The 14,503-nt window shown below is 69.8% G+C and carries 14 protein-coding genes; 8 read left to right on the top strand and 6 right to left on the bottom strand.

Annotated elements, in window-relative coordinates; genetic code table 11:
• The 5 genes from CA984_RS35610 to CA984_RS35590 all read right to left on the bottom strand — a co-directional run.
• Positions 1-1,366 (bottom strand): RNA polymerase sigma factor (locus tag CA984_RS35610; protein WP_086577809.1); only part of this gene is annotated, 1,366 nt, incomplete at its 3' end.
• A 131-nt stretch (positions 1,367-1,497) separates the two neighbouring features.
• Positions 1,498-2,556, bottom strand: coding sequence for an alkaline phosphatase family protein (locus tag CA984_RS35605; protein WP_108724663.1), 1,059 nt, complete (start codon positions 2,554-2,556; stop codon positions 1,498-1,500).
• Positions 2,557-2,623: 67 nt separating this feature from the next.
• Positions 2,624-3,427 carry a hypothetical protein gene (locus CA984_RS35600; RefSeq protein WP_086577807.1) on the bottom strand — a complete coding sequence of 268 codons (804 nt, stop codon included), beginning with the start codon at positions 3,425-3,427 and terminating at the stop codon, positions 2,624-2,626.
• Between the two features lie 63 nt (positions 3,428-3,490).
• The gene (locus CA984_RS35595) at positions 3,491-5,101 is read right to left on the bottom strand and encodes an ABC-F family ATP-binding cassette domain-containing protein (RefSeq protein WP_086577806.1); all 1,611 of its coding nucleotides are present in this window, start codon (positions 5,099-5,101) and stop codon (positions 3,491-3,493) included.
• Positions 5,102-5,238: 137 nt separating this feature from the next.
• A complete protein-coding gene (locus CA984_RS35590; protein WP_165781532.1) occupies positions 5,239-5,691 on the bottom strand; it encodes a MarR family winged helix-turn-helix transcriptional regulator in 453 nt (150 codons plus the stop codon).
• A 69-nt stretch (positions 5,692-5,760) separates the two neighbouring features.
• Between CA984_RS35590 and CA984_RS35585 the strand changes: the two genes are divergently transcribed.
• The 8 genes from CA984_RS35585 (at position 5,761) to CA984_RS35550 (ending at position 14,015) form a co-directional block, all read left to right on the top strand.
• Positions 5,761-6,186, top strand: a complete 426-nt coding sequence (locus tag CA984_RS35585) for a MarR family winged helix-turn-helix transcriptional regulator (RefSeq protein WP_086577804.1) — start codon at positions 5,761-5,763, stop codon at positions 6,184-6,186.
• A gap of 98 nt (positions 6,187-6,284) precedes the next feature.
• Positions 6,285-6,578 (top strand): helix-turn-helix domain-containing protein, encoded by a 294-nt coding sequence (locus tag CA984_RS35580; protein WP_242676356.1) that lies wholly within the window; start codon positions 6,285-6,287, stop codon positions 6,576-6,578.
• Positions 6,579-7,052: 474 nt separating this feature from the next.
• Positions 7,053-7,949, top strand: coding sequence for a phytanoyl-CoA dioxygenase family protein (locus tag CA984_RS35575; RefSeq protein WP_086577803.1), 897 nt, complete (start codon positions 7,053-7,055; stop codon positions 7,947-7,949).
• Positions 7,950-8,048: 99 nt separating this feature from the next.
• The gene (locus CA984_RS35570) at positions 8,049-9,521 is read left to right on the top strand and encodes an FAD/NAD(P)-binding protein (RefSeq protein ID WP_086577802.1); all 1,473 of its coding nucleotides are present in this window, start codon (positions 8,049-8,051) and stop codon (positions 9,519-9,521) included.
• 42 nt (positions 9,522-9,563) lie between these two features.
• Positions 9,564-10,916, top strand: coding sequence for a DUF6002 family protein (locus tag CA984_RS35565; protein WP_086577801.1), 1,353 nt, complete (start codon positions 9,564-9,566; stop codon positions 10,914-10,916).
• A 29-nt stretch (positions 10,917-10,945) separates the two neighbouring features.
• A complete protein-coding gene (locus CA984_RS35560) occupies positions 10,946-11,611 on the top strand; it encodes a pyridoxamine 5'-phosphate oxidase family protein (protein ID WP_086577800.1) in 666 nt (221 codons plus the stop codon).
• 59 nt (positions 11,612-11,670) lie between these two features.
• Positions 11,671-12,897 (top strand): MFS transporter, encoded by a 1,227-nt coding sequence (locus CA984_RS35555; RefSeq protein WP_086577799.1) that lies wholly within the window; start codon positions 11,671-11,673, stop codon positions 12,895-12,897.
• Positions 12,898-12,929: 32 nt separating this feature from the next.
• Positions 12,930-14,015, top strand: a complete 1,086-nt coding sequence (locus CA984_RS35550; RefSeq protein WP_133061869.1) for a potassium transporter TrkA — start codon at positions 12,930-12,932, stop codon at positions 14,013-14,015.
• Positions 14,016-14,138: 123 nt separating this feature from the next.
• On the opposite strand, the gene CA984_RS35545 is transcribed toward CA984_RS35550, so the two are convergent.
• A partial coding sequence (locus CA984_RS35545; protein WP_423229348.1) for a Cgl0159 family (beta/alpha)8-fold protein occupies positions 14,139-14,503 on the bottom strand: 365 nt, incomplete at its 5' end.

The raw sequence follows: 14,503 nt of genomic DNA, 5'->3' as shown, positions 1-14,503 counted from the left end.
CCTGGTGGTCACGTGGCGGACCGGGCTTTTCCCGCACGCCCAGCCGGGGCGGACCGGGGAGCACCGGCGCGGGCTCCCGGGATGGACCGGGGAGCACCGGCGCGGGCTCCCGGGGCGAGGAGGGGCCCGTGGGACTTGCCGTCGGGTCACCGGGCCGGTCCGGCGGCTCGCCGGTCGACGTGGGTGCCGGGAGGGGCCCCGGAACGCGCCGGTCAGGCACGGGCTCGGGCCTGGTGACGGCGATCGGCAGAGCCGGCCCGATGGAGCCTATCGGCGGGGCCGGCCCGATCGGATAGGCGGACGACCCCTTGTAGAGGGCCTCCGGAGCCATCGGGGCGTCCCTCGGATCCGGGCTCCACGGCAGGCGGACGCCCGGCGGCTCGCCGGTCGGTGGCTCGCCGGTCGCCGGCGACGCGCCCGGCGCGGTGCCGGCGGGCGGCTCGACGGGCGTCCCGACGGGCTGGATGAGGATCAGCGCCATCGTGGTCACCGCCGCGACCGCAGCCGCCGCAGCGACCGTCGCACGAGACCGGCGGCGATTCCCGCCAACCCTCTCGACGGGAAACCCGGCGGCGTCCAGGATTCCCGTCCTGCGGGCGACGTAACGCCGGTAGGGGACGAGCTCGGGGTCGGCGAAACCGCTCATCACCCGCACGCGCAGCGTCTGCGGCAGCGTGACGCCGGGCAGCAGGCCGAAGACCTTCGCCGCCGACACCTGCCCGGCCCGGTGGGGCGCGCAGGTGTCGCAGCGGCTCACGTGGCGGATCATCCGCTCACGCGTGCCGGGCGTGAGCTCGCCCGTGAAACCGGCCGACAGCCTCGCCCGGCTCGCGCAGTCATGCGGCCCCTTGCGTGCGAGGACCTCCACGGTGACCAGGTCGCGCAGCCGTTCCCGCGCCGATCCGTACATCCTGCCGGCGAGTCCGGCCGGGACTCCCAGCACCGCGGCGAGGTCGGCGACGGACAGGCCGTGCCGGGAGACCAGCTCAAGGACCTCGCGCTCCTCGGGCGACAGGCCCCGGGTGGCGTTGCGGGCCATGACCCGCAGGTCGGCGTCGCCGTTCCCGGCGAGCACCGGGCCCGCGTCCGCCGGGGCCGGCCCCGGTGCGGCCGCCGGGCGGCGCCGTACGCACTCCCCCCGAGCGAGTGCGTACAGCCACGCCACCAGCCGGCCGGGGTCGGCGAGCGCGTGGACATGGGCCTCGGCCGCGATCAGGGTGTCGCGGAGCGCCACCTGCGCGCCGTCGGGGCCGCCCAGCATGAACCAGCAGTATCTGTAGAGGCCCTCGGCATGCAGGTCGTAGAGCGCGGTGAGGGCACCCGCTTCCCGCGCGCGGAGGGCTTCGACCAGAACGCTGTCATTCATGTGACAGACGGTAAAGGCTTGATAACTAACAGTTCCAGCGATTTCCGCGCGTTGACGGTAGCTGTGTCCATACGGTCATCCACGTAAGTAAACAACGCCGTACGGCACGCCCCATAAAAATTTATAAATGGTTATTTATCGACCTGGACCGCGCTGAGTGACCTCCCGTCGAGACTTCCGGGGAGAGGGATGCCGAGCTGGGCGAAGACGGTGGCCGCCACATCCACCTGGCGGGCTCCCCCTCCCCGCACTCCCTGCGCGATCCCCGGCCCGGCGGCGAGCACGAAGATGCTGCGTTCCTGCGGGGAGACGCCCCCGTGGCCCCCCTCGTCCCGGTGGCCGTGATCGGTGGTGACGATGATCGTCCATCGCTCCGCGGCGAAGGTGCGCCTGGCGCGGATGGCGCCGAACAGCCGGCCGAGATAGCCGTCCACCGTCTCGATCGCCCGGCGATAGTCGGGGCCGAGCACTCCTGACCGGTGGGCGACCGCGTCGGTCACCTCAAGGTGCATGAACGCGATGTCGACCTGGCTGGTGCGGATGAGATCGGTCATCCTGTCGATGATGAAGGCGTCCTTGTCGCCGATCTCGTAGGGCTTGAGATGGCTGGTGGCGTGCCAGTCGACCAGGGCGCCGACCGCCCCGGTGTCCATCAGGTAGCGCCAGCCGGTCACGGCCGCGGTGTGCAGGCTCGGCCGGATCCTCTCCAGCCGCGTGAGGAAATCCGGATATTTCGTGAACTGGCGGCCTTCAAAGGAGTTGTTGTGCACGCCGTGCTTGCCCGGCGCCACTCCGGTCAGCACGGTCGACCACCCCGGGCCGCTGCTGGAGCGGACCTTCTTCAACACCTCCAGCCGGCCGGTGAGGAAGGTCCCCGCCCTCATGAGCTGCCGGAAGTGCACCGCCCTCGCGGCGAGAAGCCGGTCGTGGCGCACCCCGTCCAGCCCGACGACCAGCACCTTCGGCTGCGGCGGGATCGGGGGCGGGCTCGGCACCGGCGTCGGGACGAGCGTCATCGACATGTACGGCGTCGACGAGGGGACGGACACCACCGCGGCACTGGGCCGCGGCAGCGCCGGGGCGCCGGCCGCATCCGGGACATGGCCGCAGCCCGACGTCAAGGCCAGGACCAGGGCCAGGACCGGCGAGGCCGTCAGGGCCCTCGGCCACGGCCGGGGACGGCCGCTCACCTCCCGGCGACCGGCACGACCGGCACGACTGGCACGCCACGCCGTACGGCACGCATGGGGGGCACGGTCACGGCCGGACGTCGCCGGCGGGCGCGACCTGCCTGCCCCGGTCCTTGGCGAACGGCGCCGTGGACGGCTTGGCCGTGTGCGGCGGGGCGATGCCCCCCAGGGCCAGTTCATCGTAGGGGCGGCTGCTCGATCCCCAGGTCCGCGCGACCAGCTCGGCCTTGGCTATCTTGCTGGTGTCCTTGACGCTCTCGATGTTCAGGATGAACCGGCGCTTGCCGTTCGCGCGGACGTCGTCCACGAACGTGCTCCCGCCGCCGAGCAGCTTGCCGTTCTTGTCGCGCAGGAGCGCGGTGACCGCCAGGCTGCTGGCGGGCAGCCGGTACGGCGTGCCGACGTACCCGGTGATCAGGTAGCTGTCGTCCCTGCGCTCGGTCAGCACGTCGGAGACGGGGAACGGCCTGAAGGCCGAGACGATCCGGACCGCTTGGCGCCACTGGGCCGGGCGGTACTGGATGCTCACCTGGGACGGCTTCTCCACGGCGACCACTTGGCCGGTGAAGGAGAGCGACCCGGCCGGCGGCACGGCGTCCAAAGGCTGTTCCAGCCGGACGACCTCCTTGCCCTTGGCATCCTTGGCGATCACCGTGGCCACCACGTGCTCGCCGAAGTGCCAGGGGTTGCTGTTGACCAGCACCCCCGCCCAGTTCACCACATATCCGTCGTCTCCCTTGAGGATGGAGGAGGTCTCCTCCTTCACCGAGAGCGGCTTGAGCGAGGCGGCCTGCTCCTTCTCCGGGGATGAGGAGCATCCGGCAAGAAGGAGCAGCGCGAGAGCGCCGACGATTCGGGTGCTGTACGTCACCTAGTGGTGATAACCCGCGAACGCTCCCCTCTCCAGCGGACACGCCCAGGTCGGGTGGACTCTTTAACGCTGACGCGCCACCCTCGTCTCATCCCAGACCGGTTCGGGGGATTCGTATACCTTTCCATCCGAACCGAAGACGAGATAACGGTCGAAGTCGTCGGCGAACCAGCGGTCGTGGGTGACCGCGACCACGGTGCCGTCGAAGGCGTTCAGTCCCTCCTGCAGCGCTTCGGCACTGGCCAGGTCGAGGTTGTCGGTCGGCTCGTCCAGCAGTAGCAACGTCGTGCCGGACAGTTCGAGCAGCAGGATCTGCAGCCGCGCCTGCTGGCCGCCGGACAGCGTCTCGAACCGCTGCTCGGCGATGGTCCCGGCCAGCTCGTAGCGGGACAGCGCCTTCATCGCCTCGTTCTTCAACCGGGCGTGCTCGGTCATGACGATCTCGCAGGGAGTCCGGCCGATGAGCTCCGGGCGGGCGTGGGTCTGCGCGAAGTGGCCGGGGACGACCCGGGAGCCGAGCCTGGCCACACCGGTGTGCCGGACGTCCTCACCGGCGATCAGGCGCAGGAAGTGGGACTTGCCGGAGCCGTTGGAGCCCAGCACCGCGACCCGCTCGCCGTACCAGATCTCCAGGTCGAACGGCTTCATGAGGCCGGTGAGCTCCAGGCTCTCGCAGATCACCGCCCGCTTGGCGGTCCGGCCGCCCTTGAGCCGCATGCTGATGAGCTGCTCCCTGGGCGCCGCCTCCGGCGGCCCGGCCTCCTCGAACCTGCGCAGCCGGGTCTGGGCCGAGTGGTAGGCGGCGGCCATGGTGTCCATGTATTTGGCCTTCTGCTTGAGCATGAGGACCAGCCGCTTGATCTTGGCGTGCTCCTCGTCCCAGCGCTTCTTCAGCTCGTCGAGGCGCTCGCTGCGATCCTTGCGGGCCTGGGCGTAGGTGCCGAACCCGCCGCCGTGGATCCAGATGCCGCCCGACTCGACGGTGACGATCCGGTCGGCCGCGTTGGCCAGGAGCTGCCGGTCGTGGCTGACCAGCACCACCGTCTTGGGCGTCTCGCGCAGCGCCTGCTCCAGCCAGAGCTTGCCCGGCACGTCCAGGTAGTTGTCCGGCTCGTCCAGCAGCAGCGTCTGGTCCGGCCCCCGCAGCAGCGCCTCCAGCACCAGTCGCTTCTGCTCACCGCCCGACAAAGTGTTGACCTCGCGGTATTTGCAGTCGTCGTACGGCATGCCGAGCGCGGCCATCGCGCAGGTGTCCCAGAGCACCTCGATGTCGTAACCGCCCGCGTCGGTGTAGTCCGTGATGGCCTGCGCGTAGCGCATCTGGGCCTTCTCGTCCTCGCGCTCCATCATCACCAGCTCGGCGGCGTCCAACTGCTCGGCCGCCTGCCGTACGCGCTGCGGGGCGACGCTGACCAGCAGGTCGTGCACCGTCCGGCCGTCGCGGATGCTGCCGATGAACTGGCGCATGATCCCCAGCCCGCCGGAGCTGGCGACGCTCCCCTCGACCGGCTGCAGGTCCCCGGCGATCAGCCGCATCAACGTCGTCTTGCCCGCCCCGTTCGGCCCGACGAGCGCGGCCTTGACCCCTTCACCGATCCGGAAGGACACATCGTCCAGCAACGGCCGTCCATCCGGCAGTACGTACGTCAGATGGCCGACCTCTACGTGTCCCACGACGATTCCCTTCCTAGGTCCTCGCGCAGGGTACCCGCCCGCCTACCTTTTGGGCATTTCGATTTCCGCCGTCACGGCGCCGCACGTTCACACGGAGCCCGTGATCGACGGGGTGCCGGCCGGTCCGTTCGGCTGCCTCATTCACCCCGGTAGCGCCGCCCCAGCGCCCCCACGAAGGCCCCGAGCAGGCGGGCGAACTCCCGCTGGTCGTGCTCCGGCCAGGCGCGCATCGCCGTACCGAAGATCTCGCGCCGGAACCGGTGGACCTGATCGGCCTGCTCGACGCCCAGGCCGGTGAGCTCCAGGGTGCTGCGGCGGCCGTCCTCGGGGTCGGCCACCCGCCGCAGCAGCCCGGCGTCGACGGCGCGGGCCACCAGGCGGCTGGCGCGGGGCTGGTCGATGCCCATGCGGTCGGCGACGGAGCCGACCGTCGCCGCTCCGGGGCCCTCCTCCACCGCGTCGATCAAGCCGAACAGCGCGGGGTCGATCTGGGTGCCGCCCGCGATGCGCTGGATCGCGCGGCGGCTCTGGCTGCGCCGGATGGCCACCATCGCCCGTTCGACGGCGGCGACCGCCTGGGAGTCTTCCATGTCTCGATGATACATGTATAAATGCATGTTATTGTCAAAACACATGTAAATTTCGCGAAGGGCGACACCATGGACGTCTCCGAGATCACCGGCCAGCGGCGGCCGATCGGCTACTGGATCAAACACCTCCACGGACTGACCGAGTCGTCGTTCGAGAAGCTCCTCGCCGAGGAGCACCTCACCCGCCGCCACTGGCAGGTGATGAACGTCGTCGCCAGGGAGCCCGCCACGGTCGAGAGCATCGACGCCGAGCTCAGCCCCTTCCTCACCGCCGAGCAGCCGTCCCTGCGCCCCGTCGCCGAAGAGCTGCGCGAGCGCGGCTGGCTCGACGGCGACGGGGCGCTCTCCCTCACCGAGACGGGCGCCCGCGCGCACGCGGACCTGCTCGGGAAGGTGACCGCCACCCGCACCCGGCTCACCGACGGCATCAGCGTCGAGGAGTATCAGGCCACGATCGATGTGCTGAGCCGGATGTCGGCCAATATGGGTGGCTAGTGCTGCGTCCCCGCATGGGGCGGAGATCCCTGCCGGCCTGGGGTGATGACGGTCTCCGGGGGATCGTCATGCCGGAACCGCCGCATGCGCGTCCGCCGATGGACGCCGAAGGGGAGCGGAAGATCCGCAAGCCGGCCGGGGCCCGTCATGCCCCGGCCGGCTGGATCATGCGAGCACAGATGATCCTGTTCAGCCGGGAGGGGCTGCGCACCAGCGCCATCGCGGCCGAGCCGGGCTGTCACATGCAGACCGTGCGCGAGCGGATCGAGCGCTTCAACGCCGAAGGCCTGCCCCGGACCGGGCGACTCAACACCCGCGCCCACCCCTGGGTCCGGGGGCGACCACCGCCACAGCCCCGAACCCCGCGCCGCGAATTCGTCTACCTGCCATGAGGAACGCAGCACTGGGTGACCACCCGCGCCTTGGTGGCGGTTCGCAAAGAGTCGCGAATTCGCATTAGACGCAATTGGCGGCGGTTGGACAGCGGAACAGCCATTGGCGGGGAAAGCGATCTTGTTTCTCGTAGCTGTCATGAGCTGGCCGAACGCGAAGCGCCAAGAAGCTGGAGCCCTCCGGAACGAGGGCCACGACCACGCGAGAACTGCTGCCGCATCCCGCCCCGCCTTCTCCCTGCCCGCGACGGGATAACCAGCGCTAATGGCCGTTCCGCTATTCCTCAACCCCGGGTTCGGCTCCGCCCATCGCCTGCCGAGAACCGTCCTCGGGCCGGCCTCGCCCCGCGACAAAGATTGATCGAAATGCTGGACAACAGGCGATGCGGACAATAGCTTGTCCATATGTAAGGACATAGCGTACAAAGATGTGCGTACACCCCGGATCCGTGTCTCTGGTCGAGGAGAACGTGCATGCTGGTCGACGAAGTCCGTCGCATTACCCCCAAGGTCCTGACGGAAGAGCAGCGGGAGTTCTACTTCAGCAACGGCTATCTGCTCCTGGAAGAGGTGATCTCCAGCGAATGGCTCACCCGGCTCCGGGCGGCGACCGACGAGATGGTCGAGCGCAGCCGGACGATCGACCGCTCCGACGCGGTTCTCGACATCGAGCCGGGACACTCTGCCGAAAACCCCCGGCTACGGCGCGTGACCAGCCCGGTCGACCAGCACCCTGATTACTGGCGCTTCGCGCGGGAATCGGTGCTCGCCGACATCGCGGCCGACCTGGTGGGCCCGGACGTGAAATTCCATCATTCCAAGTTGAATTTCAAGTGGGCCCGCGGCGGCGCCGAGGTGAAGTGGCACCAGGATGTGCAGTTCTGGCCGCACACCAACTACAGTTCGCTGACCTTCGGCACCTATCTGTACGACTGTTCCCCGGACCAGGCGCCGCTCGGCGTGATTCCGGGCAGCCACGAAGGCGAACTCTACGATCTCTACGGCTCCGACGGCGTCTGGACGGGGGCGCTGAACGATTCCGACGCCGCCGCGCTGCCCGCCGACCGCGCGGTCTATCTCCCGGGGCGGGCCGGATCGGTGACCATTCACAACTGCCGGACCCTGCACTGCTCGGCCAAGAACGAGTCGGACCTCGGCCGGCCGCTGTTGCTCAACGTGTACAGCGCGGCCAATTCCATGCCCTATACCGCGAATCCGCTGCCCAGCAGCCATGCGGGCGAGGTCGTACGCGGTGAGCCGGCCCGGTGGGCGGTGCACGACCCTCGCCCGTGTCTCCTGCCGCCGGACTGGTCCGGCGGTGATTACACCAGCCTGTTCGTGACCCAGCAGCGGGAGACCACGCGGCGCTAGGGGCGCGGCGTATCTCACAGGAAACGGGGAGCCGCGCTGCCGCTCAGTGCTGCCCGGAATTCCGCCGTTGGCCGTACCTCCGCGCACGAAGAGGACGACATGAAGCTGGGAATCATCGGGGGCGGTGGTGCGGCCGTCGCGTTGCTGGCCGCACTCACCCGCGACCGCCTGCCGAACCTCGACATCACGGTTTTCGAGCCGGCGAAGAACGTCGGGCCCGGCCGGGCCTATCTCCCTGACTCCGACATCGCGCTGCTGAACGTCTCGGCCGAGCGCATGTCCGTACTGCCGGACGCACCCGGGCACTTCCTGGAATGGGTCAAGGAACGGGGCGGCCTGAACGGACGCTCCGTCTCCCCGGCGGCGTTTCTTCCCCGTCGGCTGTTCGGTGAGTATCTCGCCGACGTGGCGGCCGAGATCACCGATCGGCTGGCCGGACGCGGGAAAAGCGTGCGCACGGTGGGATCGCCGGTGATACGGCTGCGTCAGGGGCCGGTCGGCTTTCACGCGCTCACCGAGGACGGGCGGCATTTCGACGGCCTGGACCGCGTCGTGCTGTGCGTGGGCATCGGAGGGCCGGTCGATGTGTACCGGCTGGCCCGGACGCCGGGATATATCAACGACTCCTATCCGCTGAGCGCACAATTGGCCGCCATACAGCATGAAGCCCATGTCCTGGTGCTGGGAACAGGTCTGACCGCCGTCGACACCGTGCTGTTCCTGCTGGAGAACGGCCATCGGGGCGGCATCACCATGGCGTCGAGGAACGGGCTGCTGCCGACCGTGCGCACCAGCGCCACCGCGCCTGAATTGCGGCACCTCTCCCATGCCGCCGTTCGCGCCGCCCTGGCGGTCGACCCGGTCATGACCGGGGAACGGCTGCTGGCGCTGCTCGACCGCGAATTGCGGGAGGCGGGGACGGGCCTGAGCCGCGCGTGCGCCGAAGCCGTACCGGGCGAGTCAGTCGCCCGCCGGCTGCGCCGCCAGCTCCAGCAGGCCCGCGACGGCGGCGCACTCTGGCAGCCCGTCATCATCGAGGCGATGCACGAGTCGGTCGAGCTCATCTGGCACGCCATGCCCGACGCTGAACGGCGCCGGTTTCTCACTCGCTGGCATCGGAAATTCGTCAGCCTGCTGAGCCCGATGCCTCAGCAGACGGCCGTCCGGCTGCAGACGGCCGCCGACGCGGGACAACTGCGGGTCGTGCGCGGTGTCCGCGGGATAAGGCCCGGCGAATCCCCGCTTCCCGCCTTTCTCGCCTCGACCGGTGCGGGCGACATCGCGGCCGACATCGTGGTCAACACGACGCGCCCGGCGGCCGCGGCCATTCCTGAAGCGGCGATTCCGCTGGTCGAGAGCCTGGTGAAAGTCGGCGTGGCGCGGCGGCATCCCCTGGGAGGCGTGGACGTGGCCCGGTACACCAACAGGGTCCTGGCAGCGGACGGGAGCGAGAACCGGAACCTGTTCGCTCTGGGGCATCTGACAGCAGGCACCCATTACTACACCAGTTCGATGCTCATCATCGGACGGCAGGCCCGCGTCGTCGCCGACCAACTCCTGCGCCACTCCTAGACCCCCCTCGCACGCCTTCCCTTGAGCGAAAGGTGCCATTCCATGAGCCTTGGCGCGCGCAATTTCGCGGCCAAAATCAAGACCACCGACTCCGAGAGCGTCATCACCCGCTATTACAACGGCGTGCGGGAGGCCTCCCGGCGCTGCGCGCCGGCCCGGTCCACCGGCTTCGCCCCGGAATTTTCCTACCCGGTGCTGACCGACGCGTGGGAGGAGTATTTCGCCGTCGCCGGAGCCTCGCTGAGTCCGCTGGGCGGTTACGCCGGCCGGAATCTGGTCCTGCTGGACCTGATGAAGAATCCGGGAACCCGTACGACCAAGACCACGGCGTCCCTTCTGATGGTGGCCCGGGCGGTGCAGCACATCGATCGGACCGGCGAATCGGTCCTCCTGTTCACCCCGTCCTCGGGAAACAAGGCCATCGCCCTGCGCGACGCCGTGGCCCGTGCTCTGGAGTTGAAGCTGGCCACCCCCGACAAACTGCGCATCGTCACGCTGACGCCGGCGTCCACGCTGTACAAGTTCCGGCGCAACGTCCTGACCGAGTCCGACGAACTGCGGGCCCGCAATCCGATCCTCGTCTACTCCGGGTCCGAGGCCGGCGACGTCAAGAACATCGGCCGGACGTTCGCCGAAGCCGCGGCCGGGACGGACGAAAGGGTCTGGTACTCCCTCGACATCGCCAACTACAAGGTGGCCGACGCCTGCCGCGCCTTCTACGAGCACGAATTCGGCGACGACCGGCCCGGCCAGCGGCTCCTGCACGCGCACGCCGTCTCCAGCGCGTACGGCCTGCTCGGCTATCAGCACGGCATCGACACCATGGCCGCGCTGGGCATCCCGCACCCGCAGCCGGGATTCCTCCTGGTCCAGCACCTGGCGACCAGTGACATGGTCCGCCACTACCTGACCGAGACGAAAGACCACGACCCGCAGCCGAACTGGAAGCGCCGCGACGCCGACGAGGTGTACGAGCAGCGGGACTCCCCGCACTTCCCCCAGGTGACGTGGAATCCGCAGGAGAATCTCGAGCCCACCTTCTACACCCACAATCCGCCCACCGCGCCGGAGATGACCGCGCTGATCGCCGAGCACGGAGGATCGGCCGTCGTGGTGTCGCTGCTGGAGTGCGTCCAGCGCTACGGCACCGTACGACACCACTTCCAAGCCAGCGACCGGCCGTTGCCCGCCGATCCCCGCCACCTGGCCGAATGGTCGCTGGTCATGGGGCTCACCGGTGTGCTCAACAGCCTGGACCGGGACCTGGTCCGCGGCTTCGACGGCGTGGTGCTGCACGGCTCCGGCATGTACCTCACCGAACCGGACCAGATGCCGGAACGGTCTCAGGTCATCGAGGTCCGCTCGGCCGAAGACGTCGCCAAGGCCGTGCTGTAAGCGCGCGGCGGAACAGAGAGAAGGCCGACATGAGCAGTACCGGGCATGGCCCCCTGTCACCCACGGCACGCAGCACCGTACGCCGCTACCACGAGCGCGCCGCGACCGGCCGTCAGGCTCTGTACGACGTGCTGGACGCCGGGCTCGTCTGCCACCTGGGCTTCGTCGCGGACGGCGGACCTGTCGTGCTGCCCAGCGTGTACGGCCGCGAGGGCGACACGCTGTACCTGCACGCATCGGCCGGCGCCCGCAGCGCGCGCGTCCTCGCCGCCGGAGCGCCGATATGCGTGACGGTGACCCATCTCGATGCCATCGTCTACGCGCGCTCGGTCTACCACAACTCGGTGAACTACCGCTCGGCCATCGTCCACGGAACCGGCCGGCTCCTGCGCGAGGAGGAGGAGAAGCGGCACGGCATGTGGGTCGTGGCCGAGCATCTCGCACCGGGCGCATGGGACTACGGGCACGGACCGGACCGCAAGGTGCTGGCCCGGGTCGCCGTCATGACTCTGGACCTGGCCGAGGCGTCGGTGAAGATCCGCGACGCGCCACCCAATGATCACGGCGACCAGGTCGACCTGGACAAGTGGGCCGGTCTGCTGCCGGTACGCACGTCCTTCGGCGTCCCCCAGCCTGAGGCGCGGGTGCCCGACGGGCTGCCGGTGCCGGAGCACATCCGCTCCCGCCGGATGTGACGGAGCGTGCCCACCCCCGGCCGTCTCAGCAGCGTTCCAGAAAGCGCAGGTGAGTGACCATGTCGTTCCCCGAAACATCACCGGCCGTGGCCGGGGCCGAGTGTCCGCCGGCGCACGCGCCTGCCGGCGGCGCGCGAGACTCGCGCCGCGCGTGGCTGGCGGCGGCGGGCGCGACGCTCGCCGCATCCGTGGTCTACGGGCTGGCGTACAGTTACGGGCAGTTCTTCGGGCCCATGGCCCAGGCCTTCCGTGCCGGTGACGGCGCGGCGTCCGTGGTCTTCTCGATCACGACCTTGCTGGGGTTCGGCCTGAGCGCCGTCACCGGCCCTGTCGCGGACCGCACCGGCCCCCGCGCGATGCTGCTCGTCGGCGCCGTCTGCCTGGGGCTCGGCCTCCACCTCACCGCGATCTCGGGCGCGCTGTGGCAGGCGTACCTGGCCTACGGGCTCGGTATCGGGCTGGGAGTCGGGTGCGTGTACGTCCCGGTGCTCACCGCCACCGGCCGCTGGTTCGACCGCTACCGAGCGGTCGCCACCGGCAGCGTGGTCACCGGCGTGGGGATCGGCACGGTCGTCAGCTCGCCGCTGTCGGCCTGGATGGTGAGCCATTTCGGCTGGCGGCACGCCTACGAGTACTACGCCGTCGGGGGAGCCGCCCTGCTGCTGCTGGCCGCCTCCCTCGTCGGCCGGCCGCCGCAGGCGCCGGACTCCCCCATCGCCGCGCAACGGTCGCCCGCCCGTGGATTCCGCACCCTCTACGTGGCGTCGCTGCTGGTCTGCATGGCCAACTACGTTCCGTTCGCGCACCTCGTCCCCTCGGCGCAGCGCCTGGGCATCGGCGCCCTGGCCGCCGCGGCCCTGATCTCCGCCATCGGCATCAGCAGCATCACGGGCCGCCTGGTGATCACCGCCCTCGTCGACCGGTTCGGGTCGCTCGCCCTCTTCAAGGCCTGTCATGCGGGGATCGGCCTGGGCCTGGTGGTGTGGACGACCGCGCGGGGTTACGGGGGGTTGCTGGCGTTCGCGATCATCCACGGCGCCATGTACGGCGGCTACAGCGCCCTCCTCCCCGTCGTGCTGGCCGACCAGTTCGGCCTGGCACGCCTCGGAAGGCTGCTCGGCCTGCTGTTCACCGCACTCGGCGCGGGCTCCGCCCTCGGCCCCGCGCTGGTCGGCTACCTCGTCCAGAGCACCGGCGGGTACGGGACGGCCTTGACGGCTCTGACCGTGCTCGGGCTCCTGGGCACCGGCGTCGTCATGAGCTACCGGGAGCGGAGCACCCCGTGATCTCCGCCGCGACACAGTCGGAAGGTGATGTGATGGCCGAGCGCGGCATCGTGATTCTGGGCAGCGGCTCGCTGGCCCGATCGATCTGTTACTCCCTGGCGGCCGTCTGCGCCGAGGAATGCGTCGTGACCGTCGTGTCGACGACGCCGTCGAGCTCAGCGGAAGTGTGTTACGTCGCGGATGTCCGGGCGGCGTCGAGCGGCACCCCAGTGCGGTTCCGTGCCCTGTCGGTGGACCGGTACGCGGCAGAGTCCATCTCCTCGATCCTGCGGCAGGTCCGTCCGCGGATCGTCCTGAACTGCGCCTCTTACCAGTCTCCCTGGGAGAAGACCCGCGCGCCTTCGGCGTGGACCGCGCTGATGAACAGCGCCGGTTTCGGGCTCACCCTCCCCCTCCAGGCGGCCGTCGCCGTCGAAGCGGCCTCGGCGATCGCCACCCTGGACCTGCCTCCCCTCTTCCTCAACGCCTGCTTTCCCGACGCGGTGAATCCGCTGCTCAAAACGCTCGAACTGCCGATCTTCTGCGGCGTGGGGAACGTGGCGCTGCTCGCCGCCTCGCTGCGAGAATCACTCCGCCCGGCCCGCGGGGGACGCCTTCAGGTCCTGGGGCATCACTGGCACCTGCACACCCCCGACGCCGCCGATGAGGCGCTGGCCTGGCTGGATGGGACGCCGGTCCGCGAGGTCGGCCCGCTGCTCCGGCGTCAGCGCGCCGCGGCCCGATCCGAGTTGAACGCCGTGACCGGCCATGTCACCGCGCTGCTGCTGACGGACCTCGTCGCCGGGCGCGAAGTGCGAACCAGCCTGCCGGGCCCGCTCGGGCTGCCCGGTGGGTATCCTGTCCGCATCTACGGGCGGAGCCTCGCATTGGATCTGCCCGCGAGCATGCCGCCGGCGCAGGCCGTCGCCTTGAACAGCGCGTGGGCCGAGCGGGACGGGGTCAGCGTCGAGGAGAACGGGGAGGTCAGGTTCTCCGCTTGGGCCTCGCTCGCGATCAGGTCCGAGCTTCCGGATTTCCCGAGCACGGTGCATGCGAGGGACATCCCGGAGCTCTGCTCACGCCTGCTGGACCTGAGAGGCCGCCTGCGACGGACCGCCGCCTCAGCCGGCCACCGTTGAATGATCCGCCTTGACCGATCCGCTCTGCCGCCGCCCGCCCCAGGGAGCCTTCCCCGAACGGTCCGCCTTGAACGGTCCGCCACCCGTCCGAGGCGACCTTCATGCGCCAGGCGCACCCCTGGATCACAGCAGGCTGACGGCCCTGTCCACGGCACCGGCCACGTCCCCGTCGGCCGGATACAGCAGCGTCCGGCCGGGCACCAGCCCCAGCGCGGTGGGCATCTTCAGCGCGCGTTCCCATCTGACGAACATCTGCTCAGGTTCGCCGCCGTCGCCGCCGAGGAGCAACACGGGCAAGGTCGATGCCGCCAGGACCTCGGTCATGTCCTCGATCACGGGGAGCTTCAGCCAGGTGTAGGCGGTGCGCCGCCCCAGCGCACAGGCGATCGCGATCGACCGGATCACGGCCTCCGGCGACAGGTCATTGCAGATCTTGCCGTTGTTCCACCGGGAAATGAACGGTTCGACCATCGCGATCAGCTTGCGGT

Source organism: Streptosporangium minutum, from assembly GCF_002149035.1.
GTDB lineage: Bacteria > Actinomycetota > Actinomycetes > Streptosporangiales > Streptosporangiaceae > Streptosporangium > Streptosporangium minutum.
Note: the sequence above shows the minus strand (reverse complement) of the source record. Positions and strands in the feature narration are given on the sequence as shown.